Below are 21,867 nucleotides of genomic sequence, written 5' to 3'. Positions count from 1 at the left end.
CCCTCAGAGCGCGCAGCTGTCGCTGTCCACCTGCTGGTTGGCCGCCCGCCCCTGGACGATGTCCTCCTTGATCTCGTCCGCGGTGAGCGCGTAGCCGGTGTTGGGGTCGTCGAGCGACTTCGCGAAGACCACGCCGTACACCCTGCCTTCGGGTGTGAGCAGCGGTCCGCCGGAGTTGCCCTGACGAACGGTCGCGTACAGCGAGTAGACATCGCGGCGGACCGTGCCCCGGTGGTAGATGTCGGGGCCGTTGGCCGTGATGCGACCGCGCACGCGCGCGGGGCGGACGTCGTACGCGCCGTTCTCCGGGTAGCCGGCGACGATCGCGTCGTCGCCGCCGGCGGCGGCGTCGGCGGTGAACCGCAGCACCGGCGCGTTCAGGTTCGGCACGTCCAGGACGGCGATGTCGCGTTCCCAGTCGTAGAGGACGACCTTGGCGTCGTACTTGCGGCCCTCGCCGCCTATCTGGACGGTGGGCTCGTCGACTCCGCCGACCACGTGCGCGTTGGTCATCACACGGCGTTCGTCGAAGACGAAGCCGGTGCCTTCGAGGACCTTGCCGCAACTCTCGGCGGTGCCCATCACCTTGACGATGGACCGCTTGGCGCGCTGGGCGACCGGGCTGTCGGCGAGGGCGGGGTCGGGAGGCTGGACGTCGGTGATCTGCTCGTTGGCGAACGGGCTGAAGACCTGCGGGAAGCCGTTCTGCGCGAGGACCGAGGAGAAGTCCGCGAACCAGGTGTCCGCCTGGTTCGGCAGGGCGCGGGCCACGCCCTGCAGCACCTGGGAGTTGCGGACCTCCTTGCCGAGGGTGGGCAGCGTCGTGCCCGCGAGCGCGGAACCGATCAGCCAGGCGACCAGGAGCATCGCCACCACGTTGACCAGGGCACCGCCGGTGGCGTCCAGGGCGCGGGCCGGCGACCAGGTGATGTAGCGGCGCAGCTTGTTGCCGAGGTGGGTGGTGAGGGCCTGGCCGACGGAGGCGCAGACGATCACGACGACCACCGCGACGACGGCGGCGGCCGTGCTGACCTCGGAGTTGTCGGTCATCCAGTCCCAGATGACCGGCAGGGCGTAGACGGCGACGAGGCCGCCGCCCAGGAAACCGATCACCGACAGGATGCCGACGACGAAGCCCTGGCGGAAGCCGACGATCGCGAACCAGACGGCGGCGACCAGCAACAGGATGTCCAGCACGTTCACCGCTTCAAGCCTCGCCTCGTCACTTCGCGATCACTACAGGTCGGCCCGGGGTACGGCCCACCGCGCGGCGACCGGGGGACGGGACGCTCCCCACGAGACGCGGCACGGCAGACACCCTGTCATGAGCGCCAGTCGAGCGGGACCTGCTTCCCCCGGTCCCAGGGGCGCTCCCAGCCCGAGTAGTGCAGCAGGCGGTCGATCACACCTGCCGTGAAACCCCACACGAGTGCCGATTCGACCAGAAATGCCGGACCCCGGTGGCCGCTGGGGTGGACGGTGGTGGCGCGGTGGGCGGGATCCGTGAGATCCGCCACGGGAACGGTGAAGACGCGTGCCGTCTCGTTGGGGTCGACGACGCGGACCGGGCTCGGCTCACGCCACCAGCCCAGCACGGGTGTCACGACGAACCCGCTCACCGGGATGTACAGCTTCGGCAGCACGCCGATGAGCTGGACGCCCAGCGGATCGAGGCCGGTCTCCTCCTCGGCTTCGCGGAGCGCGGCCCGCAGCGGGCCGTCGGTCTGCGGGTCGCCGTCCTCGGGGTCGAGTGCGCCGCCCGGGAAGGACGGCTGGCCGGCGTGCGACCTGAGGGAACCGGCGCGCTCCATCAGCAGCAGCTCGGGGCCGCGGTCGCCCTCGCCGAAGAGGATGAGGACCGCCGACTGACGGCCCGAGCCGTTCTCCGGCGGCAGGAAGCGGCTCAGTTGGAGCGGTTGGACGGTGTCGACCGCGCGGACGACCGGGTCCAGCCAGGAGGGCAGGCCGGTCCTGTCGAGGCGCGGCCGCGCCGGACGGTGCGGGGATGCCGCGTGGGGCCCCGGTCCCGTGTCCGCATCCGTGTGCGTGTGCGTGTGCGTAGGTGTGTCGGTGTCTGTGGCGCCGTCCGTCCGGCTCGCGCGAGTCATACCCACCCCCGTCGTTTTTCCCGTGCCAACGCCCCGAAGCCGACCGATCGTTCCGCTGCGGGCGAGACTCCCTCGTGTGGGTGGCTCGGGACTCGCCGCGCGCGGTGACCGGCCGTCCCGGGCGGGCCGCTCGGGCCCGGACGGGACGGGGACGGCGTGGTGCGCTCCGGAACGGACGTCATCCGGCGGCTCCCAGCGGCGGGGCCGGGATGCCGCCCGCGTCCAGATACGACTGCGGGGGCTTCAGCCGCTGACCGGGGAAGCCGCCCTTCTCGTACTTGAGCAGCTTCTTGGCCTTCTCCGGGTCCGTCTCGCCCTCGCCGTACGCCGGGCAGAGCGGGGCGATGGGGCAGGCTCCGCAGGCGGGCTTGCGCGCGTGGCAGATACGGCGGCCGTGGAAGATCACGTGGTGCGACAGCATCGTCCACTCGCTCTTCGGGAAGAGCGCGCCGACGGCCGCCTCGATCTTGTCCGGCTCGGTCTCCTCGGTCCACTTCCAGCGCCGTACGAGCCGCTGGAAGTGCGTGTCGACGGTGATGCCGGGCCGGCCGAAGGCGTTGCCCAGCACGACGAAGGCGGTCTTGCGGCCGACGCCGGGCAGTTTGACCAGGTCGTCGAGGCGGCCGGGGACCTCGCCCTGGTAGTTCTCCACGAGAGCCTTCGACAGCCCTATCACCGACTTCGTCTTCGCCCGGAAGAACCCGCACGGCCGCAGGATCTCCTCGACCTCCTCCGGAACGGCCGCGGCGAGGTCCTCGGGGGTGGGGTACTTCGCGAAGAGGGCGGGCGTCGTCTGGTTGACCCTCAGATCGGTGGTCTGGGCGGACAGGACCGTGGCGACGATCAGCTGGAAGGGGTTCTCGAAGTCCAGTTCCGGGTGGGCGTACGGGTACACCTCGGCCAGCTCACGGTTGATCCGCCGGGCGCGACGGACCAGGGCGGTGGGGGACTCGGGCTTGGCCGGCTTGGGCGACGCCGTGGACTTGGCGGGCTTGGCGGACGCTGCGGCTCCGGCAGCCTTGCCACCCTTGGGCGACGCCGCCGGCCTGGAGGACGCCGCCGGCCTGGGGGACTTCACGGGCACGGACGCTGCGGCCCTGGCCGGTTTCCTGGCGGGCGCCTGCTTTCCTGCGCCGGACTCCGCCGGGACGGCCCGGTCGCCCGGCGTGGACTCCGCCGTCGCCGGGGGCGCCGACGCGTTCGTCTTCTTTGCCGTTCTCCTCGCTCCCGACGGGCCCTGTTCGCCCACAGCGGAATCGCGACGTACAACCACCCGTCAAGCCCCCTTGGCCTGTGCTCTCACCGGCGATTTGGACACCCGGTCAGCCTAAAGCCCGGCACCGACATCCGCTCCGGGCCCTGAGGATCGGCCCCCAATTGGACCCCTGACGCTTACCTCGGGACATGTGTGCGGCATCCTTGTGACAGATCACACTGTTTGGACCGTCCGGCTAAACGGGGAACACGGTCCCCTGGTACTACGGGGAGCAAGATCCCCTGAGCAGGTCGACAAGGAGAGAACTCGTGGACGACGTTCTGCGGCGCGCCCCGCTCTTCGCGGCGCTCGATGACGAGCAGGCCGCGGAGCTCCGCGCCTCCATGAGTGAGGTGACCCTCGCGCGCGGTGACGCTCTGTTCCACGAGGGCGACCCCGGGGACCGCCTCTACGTGGTCACCGAGGGCAAGGTCAAGCTGCACCGCGCGTCGCCCGACGGCCGCGAGAACATGCTCGCCGTGCTCGGGCCCGGTGAGCTGATCGGTGAGCTGTCGCTGTTCGACCCGGGGCCGCGTACGGCCACCGCCACCGCGCTGACCGAGGTCAAGCTGCTCGGCCTCGGCCACGGCGACCTCCAGCCGTGGCTGAACGCCCGGCCCGAGGTGGCGGCCGCGCTGCTGCGCGCTGTCGCACGGAGGCTGCGGAAGACCAACGACCAGATGTCCGACCTGGTGTTCTCGGACGTTCCGGGCCGTGTCGCCCGTGCGCTGCTGGACCTCTCCCGGAGGTTCGGTGTGCAGTCCGAGGAGGGCATCCACGTGGTGCACGACCTCACGCAGGAGGAACTGGCCCAGCTCGTGGGCGCGTCCCGCGAGACCGTCAACAAGGCGCTCGCCGACTTCGCACAGCGTGGATGGCTGCGGCTGGAGGCCCGCGCGGTGATCCTGCTGGACGTGGAGCGGCTGGCGAAGCGCTCGCGCTGACCTGGCGGGCGCCGGGGTACCGCCCTGCGGCGGCGCCGGGCGCCGGGGGCGCCGCCGTGCGCCAGGTGCCAGGTGCCAGGTGCCAGGTGCTGGCGACCACGTGAGTACACGTGTTGGGGTCCGTCCCGTTCCGGGGCGGGCCCCGGCGGTTTTCCCGGACGGGCCTGATGCCGCTGCCGTCGACCGTTCGCCCCTCCCCCTCGACGTACACCCGCCCTGACGACCTGCCCCGGACGCCGCGCGGAGGCACAGTGGTCGTATGGCTGCGAGTGGAGCCCGGAGAGGGCTGGACGAGCGGGGGTACATCGAGCGGGAGGGGTCGCTGGGGCGGGTCGCGGAGGGGTTCCGCGGGGTGGTGGCCACCGCTCGGGACCGGGTGCTGGAGGTGTTCGGGCCGCGGCTGCACAGCGCGTACCTCTACGGGTCGATCCCCCGCGGCACCGCACGCCCCGGCCACAGCGACTTCGACCTGCTGGTGGTGCTGCGCGACGAGCCCACCGACGCGGACCGCGCGGAGGCCGGGGCCCTGGACGAGGCGCTGGACCGGGAGTTCCCGCAGATCGACGGGGCGGGGACGCTGCTCGTCAGCCGGGCTCGGGTGCTCAGTGATCCGGAGCGCCACGACCTGGGCTGGTTCGTGGCCTGCCTGTGCACCCCGTTGCTGGGCCAGGACCTCGCCGAGGACCTGCCGCGGTACCGGCCGGACTCCCTCCTCGCCCGCGAGACCAACGGCGACCTCGCGCGGCTGCTGCCCCGGTGGCGGGAACGCATCGCCGACGCGTCCACCCCGCAGGCCCGGCGCTCCCTCCTGCGCTCCTGCTCCCGCCGCCTGGTCCGGACCGGGTTCACCCTCGTCATGCCCCGCTGGAACGGCTGGACCAGCGACCTGCACGAGATGGCGGAGGTGTTCGGCGAGTACTACCCCGAGCGGGCCGGACAGATGAGGGCGGCGGCTGCCGCCGCGTACGCCCCCGACGCCGATCCCGCGGACCACGAAGCCCTGCTGCGGTCCTACGTCGACGACCTCGGCCCCTGGCTGGCCGAGGAGTACGCGCGCGTGCACGGCGTCAAGGCACCTCGTCCGGCCGACGGGTGAGGCGCGGGCCGCCGAGCCGAGCGGGCAACGCACCCCGAAGCCCTCGAAGCCCTCGAAGCCCTCGAAGCAACCAAGGCAACCGAGGCCCATGAGGCCCTGCGGAGCCTCCTGAGGCCGCTCAGGCCCCTGTAGCCCCTCCGGTGGCATCCGGCCGCCTCCGGCGCGCGTCCGGGCCGCAGCGGGCCGCTGGCGGCGCTCATGGCGCCGGGAAGGCGTCCGGGTCCGTGCCCTCAGATCAGGCCATGATCGGTCAGGTACTCCATCTGCGCGCGCACCGACAGTTCCGCGGCCGGCCACAGGGAGCGGTCGACGTCCGCGTAGACACGGGCGACCACCTCGGCGGGCGTGGCGTAGCCGTCCTCGACCGCCGTCTCGACCTGGGCCAGTCGGTGGGCGCGGTGGGCGAGGTAGTACTCGACGACCCCCTGGGCGTCGTCGAGGACGGGGCCGTGGCCGGGCAGGACGGTGTGGACCCCGTCGTCCACCGTGAGGGACCTCAGGCGCCTGAGGGAGTCGAGGTAGTCGCCGAGGCGGCCGTCGGGGTGGGCGACGACCGTCGTACCGCGGCCGAGGACGGTGTCGCCCGTCAGGACGGCCCGGTCGGCCGGGAGGTGGAAGCAGAGGGAGTCGGCGGTGTGGCCGGGGGCGGGGACGACGCGGAGTTCCAGGCCGTCGACGCTCACCACGTCGCCCGCTCCGAGCCCTTCGTCGCCGAGTCTCAGCGCCGGGTCGAGGGCTCGTACGTTCGTCCGGGTCAGCTCGGCGAAGCGCGCGGCGCCCTCCGCGTGGTCGGGGTGGCCGTGCGTCAGCAGGGTCAGCGCGACGCGCTTGCCTGCCTGTTCCGCCGTCTCGACGACCGTGCGCAGGTGGCCGTCGTCCAGGGGGCCGGGGTCGATCACGACCGCGAGCGCGGAGCCCGGCTCGGAGACGATCCAGGTGTTGGTTCCGTCGAGGGTCATCGCGGACGCGTTCGGCGCGAGGACGTTCACCGCGCGCGTGGTGGCGGGGCCCGAGAGGACACCGCCCCTCGGCTGTCCGGGGAGGGCCGCGGCGTCGGTCATGCGGGGCCTCCCCCGGACGGTATGCGCTTGGTGAACTCGTCGTGGCCGGGCCAGGAGAGGATCACCTCGTCGTTCTCCAGGCGGGCCCGGGCGAGCACCGGGGTCAGATCGCGCCCGGGTGCCGCCGCGAGCGCCCCGGCGGCCGTGTCGTACGCGGTGAGCTGGCGCAGGGTCGCGATGGTGGGCGGCATCATCAGCAGCTCGCCCTCGTCGTAGCGCTCGGCGGCCTCGCGGGGGCGGATCCACACGGTGCGGTCGGCCTCCGTGGAGGCGTTGCGGGTGCGCTGGCCCTGCGGGAGGGCCGCCACGAAGAACCAGGTGTCGTAGCGGCGGGCCTCGAACTCGGGGGTGATCCAGCGGGTCCAGGCGCCGAGCAGGTCCGAGCGCAGGACCAGGCCCCGGCGGTCCAGGAACTCCGCGAAGGACAGGTCACGGGCGGCCACGGCGGCGCGGTCCGCCTCCCAGTCGTCGCCGGTGGTGTCGCCGACCACCGTGTCGGCGGTGGGGCCGGCGAGCAGGACACCGGCCTCCTCGTACGTCTCGCGGACGGCCGCGCAGACGATCGCCTGGGCGCCGGCCTCGTCCACGCCGAGCCGGTCGGCCCACCACGCGCGTGGGGGGCCCGCCCAGCGGATGCGGTGGTCGTCGTCGCGCGGGTCGACCCCGCCGCCCGGATACGCGTACGCGCCCCCGGCGAAGGCCATGGAGGCGCGTCTGCGCAGCATGTGCACGACCGGGGTGTCGGCCGTGTCCTTGAGCAGCATGACGGTGGCGGCCCGCCTGGGGGTCACCGGTGTCAGCGTGCCGGCCGCGAGCCGACGGATGCGGTCCGGCCACTCGGGTGGGTACCACTGCCCGTTTGCCATGGGCGGAGGCTAACCCGTGACGGCCGGATGTTCGAGTGATCCCCTGCGATCCCGTGGCCCCCTAGGCGGTCACGCCGACGTGAGCTCCACCTGGATCTCGACCTCGACCGGCGCGTCCAGCGGCAGCACCGCCACACCGACCGCGCTGCGCGCGTGCACGCCCTTGTCGCCGAGGACGGCGCCGAGCAGTTCGCTCGCGCCGTTCAGCACGGCGGGCTGGCCGGTGAAGTCGGCGGCCGAGGCGACGAAGCCGACGACCTTCACGACGCGGGCCACGCGGTCGAGGTCGCCCGCGACCGACTTCACGGCGGCGAGGGCGTTCAGGGCGCAGGTGCGGGCGAGGTCCTTGGCCTCCTCGGGGGTGACCTCCGCGCCGACCTTGCCGGTGACGGGCAGCTTGCCGTCCACCATGGGGAGCTGGCCGGCGGTGTACACGTACACGCCGGACTGCACGGCCGGCTGGTACGCGGCGAGCGGCGGGACCACCTCGGGCAGGCTCAGCCCGAGCTCCGCGAGCTTGGCCTCGACGGCGCTCATGCCGACTTCTCGCGCTTCAGGTAGGCGACGAGCTGCTCGGGGTTGTTCGGTCCGGGCACGACCTGGACGAGCTCCCAGCCGTCCTCGCCCCAGGTGTCCAGGATCTGCTTCGTGGCATGGACGAGCAGCGGCACGGTCGCGTATTCCCACTTCTTGGTCATGCGGCCGACTTTAGCCCCTGGCCGGCACCGGTTCCGCCGCTGCCCCGGGGAGGTCCGGACGGCCATGTGGGGAGGAGTTGTCCACAGCCTCCCGCGTATGCCGCGCGCGGACTGGTTAGGCTCGAATACGTGAGCAGGCTCCAGGTCGTCAGCGGCAAGGGCGGGACCGGAAAGACCACGGTCGCCGCCGCACTCGCGCTCGCCCTCGCGACCGAGGGGAAGCGCACCCTCCTGGTCGAGGTCGAGGGCAGACAAGGCATCGCACAGCTTTTCGAGACGGAAGCCCTTCCGTACGAGGAGCGGAAGATCGCGGTGGCTCCCGGGGGCGGGGAGGTGTACGCCCTGGCCATCGACCCCGAACTGGCACTGCTGGACTACCTCCAGATGTTCTACAAGCTCGGCAGTGCGGGCCGTGCCCTGAAGAAGCTAGGCGCGATCGACTTCGCCACCACCATCGCGCCTGGCCTCAGGGACGTCCTCCTGACCGGCAAGGCGTGCGAGGCGGTGCGCCGCAAGGAGAAGAGCGGGCGGCACACCTACGACTACGTGGTGATGGACGCCCCGCCCACCGGCCGCGTCACCCGCTTCCTGAACGTGAACGACGAGGTGGCCGGGCTCGCGAAGATCGGCCCGATACACCATCAGGCCCAGGGGGTCATGCGGGTGCTGAAGTCGCCGGATACGGCGGTGCACCTGGTGACGCTGCTGGAGGAGATGCCCGTCCAGGAGACGGCCGACGGCATCGCCGAACTGCGGGCGGCGAGACTGCCGGTGGGGCGGATCATCGTCAACATGGTGCGGCCCGAGCTGCTGGGCTTCGACGAGCTGGAGCTGGCGCGCGCGGTGCCGCGTACGGCCGTGGCCAGGTCCCTGTCCGCGGCCGGCCTCGGCGGCGCCCGACGCGGCGGCAACGCGGAGCGTCTGGTGGAACCGCTGCTCACGCAGGCCGAGGAGTACGCCGAGCGGTACACGCTGGAGCACGAGCAGCGGGGTGTCCTCGGCGAGCTGGGCCTGCCCCTGCACGAACTGCCGCTGCTCGCCGAGGGCATGGACCTGGCGGGACTGTACGAACTGGCCACGGAACTGCGTCAGCAAGGGATCTCATGACTTCGGACCCGGCCGCCGCCCCGCACGACTCGGCCCACGCCCCTGACGGACACCGTGCGATCAACTCGATCCGACCTCTCGCGATCGACCCGCTGCTCGACGACCCCGACACCCGCATCGTGGTGTGCTGCGGGGCGGGCGGCGTCGGCAAGACGACCACGGCGGCGGCCCTGGGGCTGCGGGCCGCGGAGCGCGGCCGGAAGGTGGTCGTCCTGACCATCGACCCGGCCCGGCGGCTCGCCCAGTCCATGGGCATCGACTCGCTGGACAACACCCCACGCCGGGTGAAGGGCATCGAGGACCGGCGCGAGGCCGCGTCCGAGGGCTCGGCCGACGACGGTGGGCGACGGCCGGGCGGCGAACTGCACGCCATGATGCTCGACATGAAGCGCACGTTCGACGAGATCGTCGAGGCGCACGCGGACCCCGACCGTGCGTCGGCGATCCTGAGCAACCCCTTCTACCAGTCGCTCTCCGCCGGCTTCGCGGGCACGCAGGAGTACATGGCGATGGAGAAGCTGGGCCAGTTGCGGTCCCGCGACGAGTGGGACCTGATCATCGTCGACACCCCGCCGTCGCGTTCGGCGCTGGACTTCCTGGACGCCCCGAAGCGGCTCGGCTCGTTCCTGGACGGCAAGCTGATCCGGGTGCTGCTGGCGCCCGCGAAGGTCGGCGGGCGCGCCGGGATGAAGTTCCTGAACGTCGGCATGTCGATGATGACGGGCGCCCTGGGCAAGGTGCTCGGTGGTCAACTGCTCAAGGACGTACAGACGTTCGTCGCCGCGATGGACTCCATGTTCGGCGGTTTCCGTACCCGCGCGGACGCCACGTACAAGCTGCTCCAGGCGCCCGGTACGGCGTTCCTGGTGGTGGCCGCTCCCGAGCGGGACGCGTTGCGGGAGGCGGCGTACTTCGTGGAACGGCTGGCAGCCGAGGACATGCCGCTGGCCGGTCTGGTGCTCAACCGCGTCCACGGCAGCGGCGCGGCCCAGCTCTCCGCCGAGCGCGCGCTCGCCGCCGCGGAAAATCTTGACGAGCCCCGCATTGTGGATCAGATGGACGGGAAAACAGTTCGTAACTCTCCCGACACGTCCGGCAGTTCAGAATCCTCCGCCTCGACCGGAACCCAGGACGGCTCCCCCGACCCGGACCGCGCCGTCGAGCGGCTGACCGCAGGTCTGCTCCGGCTGCACGCCGAGCGGATGCGGCTGCTCTCCCGCGAGCAGCGCACGCGTGACCGCTTCACCGCGCTGCATCCCGAGGTGGCGGTGGCCGAAGTGGCCGCGCTGCCCGGCGATGTCCACGACCTGGCTGGCCTGCGGGACATCGGGGACCGACTCGCGGCCGTACGGCCGGAACTGCCCACCACGGACGACTGACCGACGCACGATCAGTGTCCCTACGACGGAACGATGTCTCGGGGCACCCGAGAGCCGGCACACCTGCCCGACGCGCCGACACCTCAAGGGCGCCCTGGACCGACGGGACCCGCGAGGGGTCTCGTCCTCAGCTCACCGCCGCGTAGTTCTCGTACATCTCGTCATCGTCGAGCGGCAGAATCCCCGCGCCACGCTCGTACTCCGTGCGCGCGGTCTCCAGGAGCCTGCGCCACGAGGTGACAGTCGGTCGCCTGCGCAGCAGCGCGCGGCGCTCGCGCTCCGTCATTCCTCCCCACACGCCGAATTCGACGCGGTTGTCCAGCGCGTCCGCCAGGCACTCCGTCCGCACCGGGCATCCGGTGCACACTGCCTTGGCCCTGTTCTGCGCTGCTCCTTGAACGAACAGTTCATCCGGATCGGTAGTGCGGCAGGCAGCCTGCGCACTCCAGTCGGTTACCCAGCCCATACCGGCGCCGTCCTCTCCCGAATCGAGGCTCCCCCACGGCGGCAGCGGCATATTCACCGCCGCCAGTTGAGGACGTTACGGAAGGAGGGCACAGCGCAACACCCCCTTCGGGCCCAATCTTGAATGGCCCGAACGGACTATGCGTAAGCGGCAGATCACCCGCGGGAGTGACCCGAGGGCATACGTGACCATCCCGGCAGACCGGGACAGTTGACATCCGTCACAACGGACACCGAATGACACACATGGTGAATCCGGACGCAGCCCTGGAAAAAAATCGGAAGAACGTCGGAACGATTCGGGCTCGCCGGACGTACTTGATACAAGGGCCAACGGTTGTGACAGTTGAGAGCAGCTTAGGCCAAGGCCTATACGCGTGTCCGGCGAATGAGAACGTAGGCTGCCTCCATGCCAAACAAGCGCTCGGGTGGTGGTCTGTCTCCCACGCAGCAGGCCGCCAAGTTCCTCGGTGTCAGCGTGCTCGCGGGCGCCGTCATGGCGGGCATCGCGCTGCCCGCGGTCGGTGCCCTGGGGCTGGCCGCCAAGGGGTCGGTCGAGGGATTCGACGAGCTCCCGGCCAACCTCAAGCAGCCGCCTCTGAGCCAGCGCACCACGATCCTGGACAGCAAGGGCGACCAGATCGCCAGCGTCTACTCCCGCGACCGTACGGTGGTCGATCTCAAGGAGATCTCGCCGTACATGCAGAAGGCGATCGTCGCCATCGAGGACGCGCGTTTCTACCAGCACGGCGCGATCGACCTGAAGGGCGTGCTGCGCGCGCTCAACCGGAACGCTCAGGACGGCGGCGTCACCCAGGGCGCGTCCACGCTGACGCAGCAGCTGGTGAAGAACGTGGCGGTGGAGGAGGCCGGTGACGACCCGACGAAGGTCGCCGAGGCCACCCAGCAGACCCTCGGCCGCAAGATCCGCGAGCTGAAGTACGCGATCCAGCTCGAGGAGGAGCTGGGAAAGAAGAAGATCCTAGAGAACTACCTCAACATCACGTTCTTCGGTCAGCAGGCCTACGGCGTCGAGGCGGCCTCCCGCCGCTACTTCTCCAAGTCGGCCAAGGACCTGGATGTCGAGGAGGCCGCGCTCCTCGCCGGCATCGTGCAGTCACCGAGCCGCTACGACCCGGTGAACGACCCGCAGGAGGCCACCAAGCGGCGCAACGTCGTGCTGCAGCGCATGGCCGACGTGGGCGACATCTCGCAGGCGGAGGCCGACAAGGCCATGAAGAAGCCGCTCGGTCTGGACGTCAGCACGCCGAAGAACGGCTGCATCACGGCCGTCAAGGGCGCGGGCTTCTTCTGTGACTACGTCCGCGAGGTCTTCCTGAACGACCCGGTCTTCGGCAAGACGAAGGAGGCCCGGGCCAAGACGTGGAACCAGGGCGGCCTCACGATCCGGACGACGATGGACCCGAAGGCCCAGAAGTCGGTCCAGGCGTCCATCAAGAAGCACGTCTACCAGAAGGACGAGGTGGCGACCGCCGCCACCATCGTGGAGCCGGGCACCGGCAAGATCCTCGGGATGGGCCAGTCCCGGCCGTACGGCATGGACGTCAAGCAGAACGAGACGACGATCAACCTCTCGGTCGACAAGAGCATGGGCGGCGGCGCGGGCTACCAGCCCGGTTCGACGTTCAAGCCGATCGTGGCCGCGGCGGCGCTGGAGGACGGCATGTCCCCCGGCAAGACGTACTCCGCCCCGTACAAGATGGAGTACCCGAGCCCGATCCCGGTGTGCGGCGGCAAGAACTGGGTGAACACCAGCGGCACCACGCTCACCAACGAGAACGAGTCCGAGGTCGGCCCGTACTCGCTGCGCAAGGCGACCGCGCTCTCGGTCAACACGTACTTCGTCCAGATGATCGCGGACATCGGCATCTGCCCGGTGACGGAGATGGCCGGGAAGATGGGCGTCGACCGGGCCGACGGCGCGAAGATGGGCCAGAACCCGTCGATCGCGCTGGGCACGCAGGAGATGTCCCCGCTGACCATGGCCAACGCGTACGCGACGTTCGCCGCGCGCGGCATGTACTGCACGCCGATCGCGATCGAGTCCATCACCCAGCGGGTCGGCGAGAAGTCGAAGTCGCTGGAGGTCCCCAAGTCGACGTGCTCCCGCGCGATGTCGGAGAACACCGCCGACACCATCAACACCCTGCTGAAGGGTGTGGTCGAGGACGGTACGGGTACGGAGGCGGGCCTCGGCCCGAGCCGCCCGAGCGCCGGTAAGACCGGTACGACGGACTTCCGTTACGCGGCCTGGTTCGTGGGCTACACCCCGAACATGGCCGGCGCGGTCTGGGTCGGCGACCCGGCCCACAAGCGCCGCATGGTGAACATCACCATCGGTGGTGTCGGCTACGGCAAGGTCTTCGGTGGCAAGGTCCCGGGCCCGATCTGGCGCGACATGATGGCCGGCGCGCTGGCCGGCGAGCCCGCCCCCGGCTTCACCACCGTCCCGCTCCCCGAGGACCGTCCGCGCGAGCGCGACCGGGACGACGACAACAACGGCGACGGCAGCGGCAACGGCGGTGGGAACGGCAACGGCGGCGGAAGCGACGACGGCTTCATCGGCGGCACCGACGGCGGTACGTTCCCGACCCCCGAGTTCACCATCCCCGAGGGCTGGATCCAGGGCCAGACGAACGGCGGGAACCGCGGCAACGGGAACGGCGGCGGAGGCTTCGGCGACTTCGGCGGCTGACCGCCGGGGCTGACGCGCCCCGGACACCTGTGCGTGCGACGGTGGGGCGCCCCTTCTGAGAAGGGGCGCCCCACCGTCGCGCATCGGGCGCGGCCGAAGACTCAGCCGCTCGAAGGACAGGCCGCGTGGCTCGGTGGACCTGGGGACAGGGGCCGCAGGCCCCCTGGGCAGCCCGGGGCTTACGGCAGTCCGGGGCCCCAGGCATGGGGCTCCGGAGGTCTCGCCCCCTCAAGCGGTCACACTCAGCCGCTCAGCCCGCGAGCTGCTGCTTGACGATCGCGGCGACGCGGCCGCCCTCGGCGAGACCGGCCACCTTCGGGTTGACGATCTTCATGACCTGGCCCATCGCGCGGGGGCCCTCGGCGCCGGCCGCCTTCGCCTCCTCGACGGCCTGGGTGACGATCTGCTTCAGCTCCTCGTCGGAGAGCTGCTTGGGCAGGTACTCGGCGAGGATCTCGCCCTCGGCCTTCTCCCGCTCCGCCGACTCGGCCCGACCACCCTGGGCGAAGGCGTCCGCCGCCTCACGGCGCTTCTTGGCCTCCTTGGTGATCACCTTGAGGACCTCGTCGTCGGAGAGCTCGCGCTTCTCCTTACCGGCGACCTCCTCCTTGGTGATCGCGGCGAGGGTCAGCCGGAGCGTCGAGGAGCGGAGCTCGTCGCGCTCCTTGATCGCGGCGTTGAGGTCTTCCTGCAGCTTCGACTTGAGCGTGGTCATGGGGTCGATTGTCGCAGGTGTGGTGCGGGAGGCGCGCCTTGATTTCGCCGCTGTGCGCGGAACGGGCACGGTGCGACGGGACGGACCCGGAGTCGGTTGTCCACAGGCCGAGTTGGCGACCGGTGAGGTCGTGGCACCGTTGTCCACAGGCTGCACGGCTGCGCGCCGGGGTCTGACACGATGGACGCATGCGAGCGCGTTACGGAGTACCTCTGGGGATCGCGGCGGCCGGTGCCGCCGGTGTGTTGTACGCGGCGGGTTTCGAGGCCCGTTCGTTCCGGCTGCGGCGGGTGACGGTGCCGGTGCTGCCACCGGGCATGCGACCGCTGCGCATACTCCAGGTCTCCGACATCCACATGGTGAGCGGACAGCGCAAGAAGCAGCGCTGGCTGCGTTCCCTGGCCGGGCTGCGCCCCGACTTCGTGATCAACACCGGGGACAACCTGTCGGACCCCGAGGGCGTCCCGGAGGTGCTGGACGCGCTGGGCCCGCTGATGGAGTTCCCCGGCGCGTACGTCTTCGGGTCGAACGACTACTACGGCCCCAAGCTGCGCAACCCCGCGCGGTACCTGATGGAGAAGGCGCAGGGCCGCCACGGTCTGAACGGCAACAAGCCGGTGGTCGGCGCGATCCACAACCCGTGGGAGGACCTGCGGGACGGCTTCGACGGTGCCGGCTGGCTCAACCTCACGAACACCCGCGGCACGCTGAAGATCGAGGGCATGTCGGTGGAGCTCACCGGCCTGGACGACCCGCACATCAAACGGGACCGCTATGACCGGGTCGCCGGCGGGCCGTCCGACGCGGCCGACCTCTCCCTGGGCGTGGTGCACGCGCCGTACCTGCGGTCGCTGGACGCGTTCACCGCCGACGGCTACCCGTTGATCCTCGCCGGCCACACCCACGGCGGGCAGTTGTGCATCCCCTTCTACGGTGCGCTCGTCACCAACTGCGACCTCGACACGGACCGCGTGAAGGGCCTCTCCACGCACACGGCCGGCGACCACACTGCCTACATGCACGTCTCCGCGGGCTGCGGCACCAACCGCTACACCCCGGTCCGCTTCGCCTGCCCCCCGGAGGCGTCCCTGCTGACGCTGGTGGAGAGGGATCGGTAGGGCAGTGGGGTGGGGGCGGCGCGTTCGAGCCGGCGATGGACCATCGCCTGGTGTCAGCGGTCGCTGCGGACCGCTGACCACACGCCCCGGGCCACACGCCCCGGGCTGCGGGCCCTCGCACCGGCCCCTGACCTTCGGCATCCGACTTCCGTACTTCCGTCCTCCGTCCTCCCTCCTCCGTCCTCCGGACCCTGGATTCTGACGTCAGACCACCCATACGGATCGCACGAATAGCCCGATATGCCGGTGCGGCCTAGCGTGAGCGCATGACCGCACCGATACCCAGGGACATCCCAGACCTGCCCGCGATCTCGGGCATCCCCGCACCGGTGACGTCCATCGTGCCCGCGACGGCAGTGGTGGCACCGACTCGACGCCCTCTCGCGGCGGCGTTCCGCGCCCTGGTGGCACTGGCGGCGGCCGTGGCCGTACTGATCGAGATGGTCGCGGGCAGCCCCCTGCGCGCCCTCAGCTATTTCTCGGTCCAGAGCGCGGTGCTGGTGGCGCTGGTCTTCGCCGCCTCCTCCCGCCGCGCGTGGGCGGCGCGCCGACCGCTGCCACCGCTGGTGACGGGCGGCACGCTCCTGTACGCCATGGTTGCGGCACTGGTGTACCACCTGGTTCTGATGAGGGACACGACGGCCTTCTCGATGACGGTCACGTCGACGGGGGCGCCGGTGACACCGTCGGGCTGGCACGCCGTGACGAACCTGGCGTTCCACACGGCGATCCCCGCGGCGGTGGTGGCGGACTGGCTCCTGCTGACCCGCCCGGCGGCCCTGCGGCTGAGCCAGACCGTGGCCTGGACGCTCTACCCCATGGCGTTCCTGGCGTTCACGCTGGGCCGAGCGGCCCTGCTGACCCCTGACTGGCCGGCGCCGTACCTCTACCCGTTCCTGGACGTCGACCACCACGGATACAAGGGCGTGCTCGGAAACGCCCTGCTCATGGGCCTGGCCCTGTACGCCCTCGCCCTCGTCCTGGTCGCCGTCGACCACCTACGGCCCGACCTCGTCCGCCCCCGCCGAGGCCGCCCGGGCCGCCATGACCGTCGCCCCGAAAACCGGATTTCGTCTCCAGCCCCCGGTGGGCTAAAGTAAACGACGTCGCCGAGACAAGCAGCGACAATCGGGGTGTAGCGCAGCTTGGCAGCGCGCTTCGTTCGGGACGAAGAGGTCGTGGGTTCAAATCCCGCCACCCCGACACAGGTCAGAGGCCCATTCACGTGATCGTGAATGGGCCTTTGTCGTGTGTACAGCAGCGGAGTGCACGTCGCCTACCTCTCCTACGCCCTGGCGGACCTGCCTGTCGTCCTGGTCGGACGTCTGCGCTCGGACCGGGTCATGCTCCGCGACCCCGGCCCTGCCCGCTCCGGGCCGAAAGGCGGACGGCCGCGTCGGCACGGCGGCGTCCTGCCCTTCGCCAAGCCCGACAGCTGGCACGAGCCCGAGGTCACCACGGTCACAGACACCACCCCCGCTACGGCAGGGCCGAGGTCAGAGCTTGGGACCGGATGCACCCCCGGCTCACCCACCGCGGCCCATGGCTGGACCACGCCGAAGAGGAACTGCCCATCCTGCACGGCACGTTGATCCGTCTGAAGGTCGAGTACCTGCCGGGCGATCGCGACCCGAAGCCGGCCTGGCTGTGGTGCTCGGCCACCGCCGCCACACCGGCGGACGTGGACCGCTGGTGGCAGTCGTTCCTCCGCCGATTCGATCTCGAGCACACCTTCCGGCTCATGAAACAGACCCTCGGCTGGACCGCCCCGAAGGTCCGCCACGCGGACACCGCCGACCTGTGGACCTGGCTCATCGGCGCCGCCCACACCCAGCTCCGCCTCGCCCGAGCCCTCGCCGACGACCTCCGCCGGCCTCGGGAACGCCGCACCGAGCCCCGTCGGCTCACCCCCGCCCGAGTGCGGCGGGGGTTTCGCAACGTCCGCGCGACCACGACCCGTCCGGCAGCCGCACCGAAAGCGTCCCGGCCGGGACAGCCTGCAGGCTCGAAGAACTAACGCCGGGCCAGGCGCCACGACGTCGGCAAGACGGGCAAACGCGCTGAGTCGATCAAGGAACACCAAGCCCGCCCACGTTGCACGCCAAGCTCAGCCAGCTGAACGCTGACGCCAGTTGAGCCAGCAGGGGACTGTCGGTGGCTGGTGGCAGGATCACCGGCATGGGTTTCGTACGTACTACTCCGCCGCGGCCTGTCGAGGTGACCGCGGTCTTTCCCGAGCTGGCTCCGTTAGCGCGGCCTGCCATCCGGCTGCATCCTCGTCCGGGTGCGCCCTCGGCCAGAGAGAGCTCGGTCGGTGGGCCGTTGCTGTGGCCGGCTGGGGAGCCGTGGCCGCACTGCGAGGACGCGCACCTGCACGTGGACACTGGATTCCGCGAGTCACCGACCGAAGTGCGGCTCAGGAGACGCTTGCAGGCCCGGCGGCGCCCTGATGACCGACCGCCCGCGTTCACGCCCGAGGAGGAAGCGCTCAAGGAGCGCAATGCCGCATGGCTCGCCGAACGACTCGACGCCAGCCCTCCCTGGCCCGCCGACTGCCCGGTTCCGATGTTGCCCGTGGCTCAGCTGTTCCTGCGTGACATACCCCTGTTGCGGCCGCCCGGGCAGGCCGATCTGCTTCAGATCCTGTGGTGCCCGTACGAGCACGAACCGGATTACAAGCCGTCGACCGCACTGTTCTGGCGGTCGGTCGCGGAGGTCGGCGACATCCTCGCCACACCACCGGAACCGTACGAGGCGGACTATCCGGGTTACGTGCCAGAGCCGTGCGTGCTGGCGCCAGAAGCGATCACCGAGTACCCCAACAGCCTGGATCTGAGCCCGGAGCTGCAGCTGATGCTGGATGACTGGAGCAGGTGGCAGGCAGCCGGCGCCGGCGTGGACAGCTCCTACGCGGAGTATCCGCGCGAGTTCTACCACGTTCACCTGGGCAACGCACCCGGCTGGAAGGTCGGCGGCTGGCCCCCGTGGGGCCGCACCGACCCGAACCCCCAGTACTGCGCTGTGTGCACGGTGCAGATGGTCCCGCTACTGACGATCGCTTCCCGGGAGTGGAACGGCGGTGAAGGTCACAGCTGGGCGCCGCAGGAGGACCAGGCCGCCGCCCTCGCTGGTTCCTCCTACGCGGGCCGGGCTCCCTCGGGGCCGACGGGGGTAGAAGTGGGCAGCACGGACAACATGCAGATCTACGTCTGCCCGGCCTCCCCCGAACATCCACACACTGACCTGATCCAATGAAGAGCTGGTTCACGCCCTCTGCGATGATCTGAGTCATGCCGAAGTGGGCCAGGCCCAGGACCTGCTTCATCTCGCGGTAGTCGTGCTCGATGCGCCAGCGCAGTTTCGCGGTGCGCACGAGGGTGGCCGGCGCCGTGTCGGCGGGCAGGTCGGACAGCCAGAACCGGACCGGTTCGGGCTGGTCGGCGGGCCCTTCGGCCAGCAGCCGGCGCACGGGCAGTTCCGGGCCGTCGCAGGCTTTGCGGATCTCGCGTCCGGCGGGACGGATCCGCAGAGCCACGAACCGGGAGTACATGCGCTTCACACCGCTGCGGCCGCTGCCGGGACGGGAGCCCTCCCGCCATTGCACCGACCGGGCCGTCTGCTTGCCGGCCTCGATGACCAGCTTCTTCACCGCCTTGGCCGCCTGGGGACAGACAGGTTGGGGCCTCGGGCCGCGGCCGCCGTAGGGCGGGGTGTGCGGCCGTGCCGTTTCCGGGTGGGCGGTGGTCGTGGTGGCGATGCCGACGGCGTAGGTGAGGCCGCGTTCTTCCAGGCCGAGGCGGAAGGTCGCCGTATCGCCGTAGCCGCCGTCGGCGACGACGAGCGGGACGTCGATGCCCCACGACCTGGTCTCGTCGATCATGTCCAGGGCCAGCTGCCACTTCTCGACGTGTCCGACGTCGGCGGGGATGCCGCACGTGGCGCGGCGGGCCACCTTGCCCGGATCGGCCTTGGGCGAGGCCGGATCCCAGCTCTCGGGCAGGAACAGACGCCAGTCGACGGCCGCCGACGCGCTGTCGGATGCCAGGTGCAGGGACACCCCGGCCTGGCAGTTGGTGACCTTGCCCGCGGTGCCGGTGTACTCCCGGGCCACACACGCCGAGGCATCCCCGTCCTTGAGGAAGCCGGTGTCATCCACGGTCAGCGCGGCCGGTCTGATCACCTGCTGCATCCGCCAGGCCAAGCGGGCGCGGACATGTGCCGCGTCCCACGGGCTGGTGGTGACGAAGTTCGCCAGAGCCTGCCGGTTGCCGTCCTCGCCCAGGCGGGCGGCCATCGGTTCCACCGACTTGCGCCACCCCGTCCAGCAGCAGGCCCCGCAGGTAGACCGTTCCCCACCGGCGTTGATCCGCCCGCGCGAACGGCTCGAACATCTCCGCCGCGAAGTCCTCCGGATCGCACGTGCTCGTCGGGATGATCAGCGACGAGAAGTGCGTGTACAGCATTCCGTACCGCTTCTCCTGTCGCCCAACGTCTCCACGCAACCAGGGGATTGGCAGGGGCACCGGCCCTGTCCGTGGTCGCGCACCGGGACGGGTCGCGGACCCTGAGCGTGTACCGCGAGGACGATCCGGGACGACTGCGCGCTGTCGGTGCGGCTGACGTCGGGGGAGGCGGAGGGGATCGTCGACGCGACGATACCGCAGCACCACAGGCCGAGCCTGCTGGCGACGACCGAGCTGGGGCTGGTGGCCGAGCGGGGCGAGCTCGCGGCGACCTCGCGCTGGAGGGGGCGACTGCTGGGCGAGCCCCGGATGCGTACGGAGACCGGTGTGTCGGTTGTGGGTGCTGCGCAGAGCCGAGGCGGTCCCCTCGCCGGGGCCGGAGTTCCGGCTGGCCGGCGGGGAGACCCTGATCGTGATCGGCACCCGCGGGGGGGGCGTGGAGGCTGTCGTCGCGACACTCGGGTGGGCGGGAGTCCGCGCTGGAAAAAGCTCCGCTGCCGCGCGCACGGGCTCAGACGCCGGCGGGTGCGGACTCGGACGGCTCCGTGTCGGCTGGGACCTCCGTCGGTGCCGTTGCGGAGGGCCGGCGGGTGAGGCGGCGGGCCAGCGGCTCGGTGTAGCGGGCGGTGAGGGGGCCGACGATGACGAGGATGAGGACGTAGGCGGTGGCCAGTGGCCCGATGCGGGGCTCGGCACCGACCGCGAGTCCGGCGATGACGATGGAGAACTCGCCGCGGGCGACGAGGGTGCCGCCGGCGCGCCAGCGGCCCGCGCCCTGGATTCCGGCGCGGCGCGCGGCGTACCAGCCGGTGGCGACCTTCGTGCATGCGGTGACGACGGCGAGCAGCAGGGCGGGGAGGAGGACGGGCGGGATGTCGGCCGGATCGGTGGACAGGCCGAAGAAGACGAAGAAGACGGCGGCGAACAGGTCCCGCAGCGGGGTGAGGAGGTTGCTCGCGCCCTCGGCGACCTCGCCGGACAGGGCGATGCCGACGAGGAAGGCGCCCACGGCGGCCGAGACCTGGAGTTCCTGGGCGATGCCGGCGACGAGGAGGGTCAGGCCGAGCACGACCAGCAGGAGCATTTCCGCATTGTCGGAGGAGACCGCGCGGCTGATCAGCCGTCCGTGGCGCAGTGCGAGGTAGAGGACGGCGCCGACGGTGCCCAGGGAGATCAGCAGGGTGAGGGTGCCGCCGGCCAGGCTGACGCCGGCGAGCAGGGCGGTCAGGATCGGCAGGTAGAGGGCCATGGCGAGGTCCTCGATGACGAGGACGCCGAGGACGACGGGGGTTTCGCGGTTGCCGAGCCGGCGCAGGTCGCCGAGGACCTTGGCGATGACCCCGGAGGAGGAGATCCAGGTGACGCCGGCCAGCGCCACGGCGGCCACCGGTCCCCAGCCCAGGATCAGTGCGGCGATGGCTCCGGGCACGGCGTTGAGGACGAAGTCGACTGCGCCGGAGGGGTACTGGGTCTTGAGGTTGGTGACGAGTTCGGAGGCGCTGTATTCGAGGCCGAGCAGGAGCAGCAGGAGGATGACGCCGATCTCGGCGCCCGTGGCGGTGAATTCCTCGCTGGCGTTGAGCGGGAGGATCCCGCCGTGTCCGAAGGCGAGCCCGGCCAGGAGGTACAGGGGTATGGGTGAGAAGCCCACGCGTCCGGCGAGGCGTCCCAGCAGACCCAGGGCGAGGATGATGGCCCCGAGTTCGATGAGCATGGCGGTGGTGTTGTGCACGGGCGTCTGTCCTCCGGTTCGGCGACGGCGTCTGTGCCTTCGTGGCGGCGAGCGGCGAGCGGTGCTGCCGGTGAGGTCGGCGACGCGGCCGGCGTTCGGGCGCTCAGGGGCAGGCGTCAGTCAGCGTCGGGCCGAGCCCGGCCG

Annotated in this window: 18 protein-coding genes, 1 tRNA gene and 3 pseudogenes; 11 read left to right on the top strand and 11 right to left on the bottom strand. The window is 71.0% G+C overall.

Translation table 11 applies throughout. The features are described from left to right. Positions 1 to 3: 3 nt before the first annotated feature. The 3 genes from GSY65_RS20575 to nth all read right to left on the bottom strand — a co-directional run bounded on the left by GSY65_RS20575 (position 4) and on the right by nth (position 3,381). Positions 4 to 1,203: a MarP family serine protease gene (locus tag GSY65_RS20575; RefSeq protein WP_159770905.1), complete on the bottom strand. Its 1,200-nt coding sequence runs from the start codon at positions 1,201 to 1,203 to the stop codon at positions 4 to 6. 119 nt (positions 1,204 to 1,322) lie between these two features. Next, a complete protein-coding gene (locus GSY65_RS20570; RefSeq protein ID WP_236579929.1) occupies positions 1,323 to 2,108 on the bottom strand; it encodes an NUDIX hydrolase in 786 nt (261 codons plus the stop codon). A gap of 178 nt (positions 2,109 to 2,286) precedes the next feature. Continuing rightward, positions 2,287 to 3,381: an endonuclease III gene (gene nth / locus GSY65_RS20565; protein WP_443043242.1), complete on the bottom strand. Its 1,095-nt coding sequence runs from the start codon at positions 3,379 to 3,381 to the stop codon at positions 2,287 to 2,289. Positions 3,382 to 3,632: 251 nt separating this feature from the next. On the opposite strand from nth, the gene GSY65_RS20560 reads away from it, so the two are divergent. Beyond that, entirely contained in the window at positions 3,633 to 4,307 is a 675-nt protein-coding gene (locus tag GSY65_RS20560) for a Crp/Fnr family transcriptional regulator (protein ID WP_005476003.1), read from the top strand. A gap of 259 nt (positions 4,308 to 4,566) precedes the next feature. Beyond that, complete coding sequence (locus GSY65_RS20555; protein ID WP_159770899.1) at positions 4,567 to 5,403, top strand: nucleotidyltransferase domain-containing protein; 837 nt, start codon at positions 4,567 to 4,569, stop codon at positions 5,401 to 5,403. 230 nt (positions 5,404 to 5,633) lie between these two features. Here the strand turns inward: GSY65_RS20555 and GSY65_RS20550 are convergent, their stop codons facing one another. From GSY65_RS20550 to GSY65_RS20535, 4 genes are all read right to left on the bottom strand, one after another. Next, positions 5,634 to 6,464, bottom strand: coding sequence for an MBL fold metallo-hydrolase (locus tag GSY65_RS20550; protein ID WP_159770896.1), 831 nt, complete (start codon positions 6,462 to 6,464; stop codon positions 5,634 to 5,636). Continuing rightward, positions 6,461 to 7,330: an NUDIX hydrolase gene (locus GSY65_RS20545; RefSeq protein ID WP_159770893.1), complete on the bottom strand. Its 870-nt coding sequence runs from the start codon at positions 7,328 to 7,330 to the stop codon at positions 6,461 to 6,463. Before GSY65_RS20545 ends, GSY65_RS20550 begins: the two co-directional genes overlap by 4 nt. A 69-nt stretch (positions 7,331 to 7,399) precedes the next feature. Further along, positions 7,400 to 7,867: a RidA family protein gene (locus GSY65_RS20540; protein ID WP_055520994.1), complete on the bottom strand. Its 468-nt coding sequence runs from the start codon at positions 7,865 to 7,867 to the stop codon at positions 7,400 to 7,402. Further along, the gene (locus GSY65_RS20535) at positions 7,864 to 8,028 is read right to left on the bottom strand and encodes a DUF4177 domain-containing protein (RefSeq protein WP_099966959.1); all 165 of its coding nucleotides are present in this window, start codon (positions 8,026 to 8,028) and stop codon (positions 7,864 to 7,866) included. The genes GSY65_RS20540 and GSY65_RS20535 overlap by 4 nt, the downstream gene beginning before the upstream one ends. Positions 8,029 to 8,157: 129 nt before the next feature. Here GSY65_RS20535 and GSY65_RS20530 point away from each other — a divergent pair, with 129 nt between their 5' ends. Both GSY65_RS20530 and GSY65_RS20525 read left to right on the top strand, forming a co-directional pair. Continuing rightward, positions 8,158 to 9,135 carry an ArsA family ATPase gene (locus GSY65_RS20530; protein ID WP_159770890.1) on the top strand — a complete coding sequence of 326 codons (978 nt, stop codon included), beginning with the start codon at positions 8,158 to 8,160 and terminating at the stop codon, positions 9,133 to 9,135. Beyond that, a complete protein-coding gene (locus tag GSY65_RS20525) occupies positions 9,132 to 10,514 on the top strand; it encodes an ArsA family ATPase (RefSeq protein WP_159770887.1) in 1,383 nt (460 codons plus the stop codon). The genes GSY65_RS20530 and GSY65_RS20525 overlap by 4 nt, the downstream gene beginning before the upstream one ends. 127 nt (positions 10,515 to 10,641) lie before the next feature. Here GSY65_RS20525 and wblA read toward each other — a convergent pair whose 3' ends face one another. Next, positions 10,642 to 10,980, bottom strand: a complete 339-nt coding sequence (gene wblA / locus GSY65_RS20520; RefSeq protein ID WP_033524587.1) for a transcriptional regulator WblA — start codon at positions 10,978 to 10,980, stop codon at positions 10,642 to 10,644. Positions 10,981 to 11,388: 408 nt separating this feature from the next. Between wblA and GSY65_RS20510 the strand changes: the two genes are divergently transcribed. Further along, positions 11,389 to 13,695, top strand: coding sequence for a transglycosylase domain-containing protein (locus GSY65_RS20510; protein ID WP_201452610.1), 2,307 nt, complete (start codon positions 11,389 to 11,391; stop codon positions 13,693 to 13,695). 250 nt (positions 13,696 to 13,945) lie between these two features. On the opposite strand, the gene GSY65_RS20505 is transcribed toward GSY65_RS20510, so the two are convergent. Beyond that, positions 13,946 to 14,410, bottom strand: coding sequence for a GatB/YqeY domain-containing protein (locus GSY65_RS20505; RefSeq protein ID WP_159770881.1), 465 nt, complete (start codon positions 14,408 to 14,410; stop codon positions 13,946 to 13,948). A gap of 188 nt (positions 14,411 to 14,598) precedes the next feature. On the opposite strand from GSY65_RS20505, the gene GSY65_RS20500 reads away from it, so the two are divergent. The 5 genes and pseudogenes from GSY65_RS20500 to GSY65_RS20480 all read left to right on the top strand — a co-directional run bounded on the left by GSY65_RS20500 (position 14,599) and on the right by GSY65_RS20480 (position 18,783). Continuing rightward, complete coding sequence (locus tag GSY65_RS20500) at positions 14,599 to 15,528, top strand: metallophosphoesterase (protein ID WP_159770878.1); 930 nt, start codon at positions 14,599 to 14,601, stop codon at positions 15,526 to 15,528. 266 nt (positions 15,529 to 15,794) lie between these two features. Then, positions 15,795 to 16,628 (top strand): Pr6Pr family membrane protein, encoded by an 834-nt coding sequence (locus GSY65_RS20495; protein WP_159770875.1) that lies wholly within the window; start codon positions 15,795 to 15,797, stop codon positions 16,626 to 16,628. Positions 16,629 to 16,657: 29 nt separating this feature from the next. After that, a tRNA-Pro gene (locus GSY65_RS20490) sits at positions 16,658 to 16,731 on the top strand. Between the two features lie 47 nt (positions 16,732 to 16,778). After that, positions 16,779 to 17,647: pseudogene (locus tag GSY65_RS20485) on the top strand (NF041680 family putative transposase); the annotation flags it as partial. Positions 17,648 to 17,706: 59 nt separating this feature from the next. Beyond that, the gene (locus GSY65_RS20480; RefSeq protein WP_159776201.1) at positions 17,707 to 18,783 is read left to right on the top strand and encodes a hypothetical protein; all 1,077 of its coding nucleotides are present in this window, start codon (positions 17,707 to 17,709) and stop codon (positions 18,781 to 18,783) included. A 40-nt stretch (positions 18,784 to 18,823) separates the two neighbouring features. Here the strand turns inward: GSY65_RS20480 and GSY65_RS20475 are convergent. Beyond that, positions 18,824 to 19,991: pseudogene (locus tag GSY65_RS20475) on the bottom strand (IS701 family transposase); the annotation flags it as partial. A 47-nt stretch (positions 19,992 to 20,038) separates the two neighbouring features. Between GSY65_RS20475 and GSY65_RS33910 the strand changes: the two are divergent. After that, positions 20,039 to 20,454: pseudogene (locus GSY65_RS33910) on the top strand (cation:proton antiporter regulatory subunit); the annotation flags it as partial. Positions 20,455 to 20,502: 48 nt separating this feature from the next. Here GSY65_RS33910 and GSY65_RS20465 read toward each other — a convergent pair. After that, positions 20,503 to 21,723, bottom strand: coding sequence for a cation:proton antiporter (locus tag GSY65_RS20465; protein ID WP_159770872.1), 1,221 nt, complete (start codon positions 21,721 to 21,723; stop codon positions 20,503 to 20,505). Between the last annotated feature and the right edge of the window lie 144 nt (positions 21,724 to 21,867).

Origin of the sequence: Streptomyces sp. HM190 (assembly GCF_009857135.1) — a bacterium.
Taxonomy (GTDB): Bacteria; Actinomycetota; Actinomycetes; order Streptomycetales; family Streptomycetaceae; genus Streptomyces; species Streptomyces heilongjiangensis.
This window is presented reverse-complemented; position numbering and strand designations above follow the sequence as displayed.

Excerpts from the sequence above, each read along its gene's own strand:
- GSY65_RS20570 (WP_236579929.1), bottom strand. The coding sequence starts at position 2,108 with ATGACTCGCGCGAGCCGGACGGACGGCGCCACAGACACCGACACACCT.
- GSY65_RS20555 (WP_159770899.1), top strand. The coding sequence starts at position 4,567 with ATGGCTGCGAGTGGAGCCCGGAGAGGGCTGGACGAGCGGGGGTACATC.
- GSY65_RS20550 (WP_159770896.1), bottom strand. The coding sequence starts at position 6,464 with ATGACCGACGCCGCGGCCCTCCCCGGACAGCCGAGGGGCGGTGTCCTC.
- GSY65_RS20545 (WP_159770893.1), bottom strand. The coding sequence starts at position 7,330 with ATGGCAAACGGGCAGTGGTACCCACCCGAGTGGCCGGACCGCATCCGT.
- GSY65_RS20540 (WP_055520994.1), bottom strand. The coding sequence starts at position 7,867 with ATGAGCGCCGTCGAGGCCAAGCTCGCGGAGCTCGGGCTGAGCCTGCCC.
- GSY65_RS20535 (WP_099966959.1), bottom strand. The coding sequence starts at position 8,028 with ATGACCAAGAAGTGGGAATACGCGACCGTGCCGCTGCTCGTCCATGCC.
- GSY65_RS20525 (WP_159770887.1), top strand. The coding sequence starts at position 9,132 with ATGACTTCGGACCCGGCCGCCGCCCCGCACGACTCGGCCCACGCCCCT.
- wblA (WP_033524587.1), bottom strand. The coding sequence starts at position 10,980 with ATGGGCTGGGTAACCGACTGGAGTGCGCAGGCTGCCTGCCGCACTACC.
- GSY65_RS20510 (WP_201452610.1), top strand. The coding sequence starts at position 11,389 with ATGCCAAACAAGCGCTCGGGTGGTGGTCTGTCTCCCACGCAGCAGGCC.
- GSY65_RS20505 (WP_159770881.1), bottom strand. The coding sequence starts at position 14,410 with ATGACCACGCTCAAGTCGAAGCTGCAGGAAGACCTCAACGCCGCGATC.
- GSY65_RS20500 (WP_159770878.1), top strand. The coding sequence starts at position 14,599 with ATGCGAGCGCGTTACGGAGTACCTCTGGGGATCGCGGCGGCCGGTGCC.
- GSY65_RS20495 (WP_159770875.1), top strand. The coding sequence starts at position 15,795 with ATGACCGCACCGATACCCAGGGACATCCCAGACCTGCCCGCGATCTCG.
- GSY65_RS20480 (WP_159776201.1), top strand. The coding sequence starts at position 17,707 with ATGGGTTTCGTACGTACTACTCCGCCGCGGCCTGTCGAGGTGACCGCG.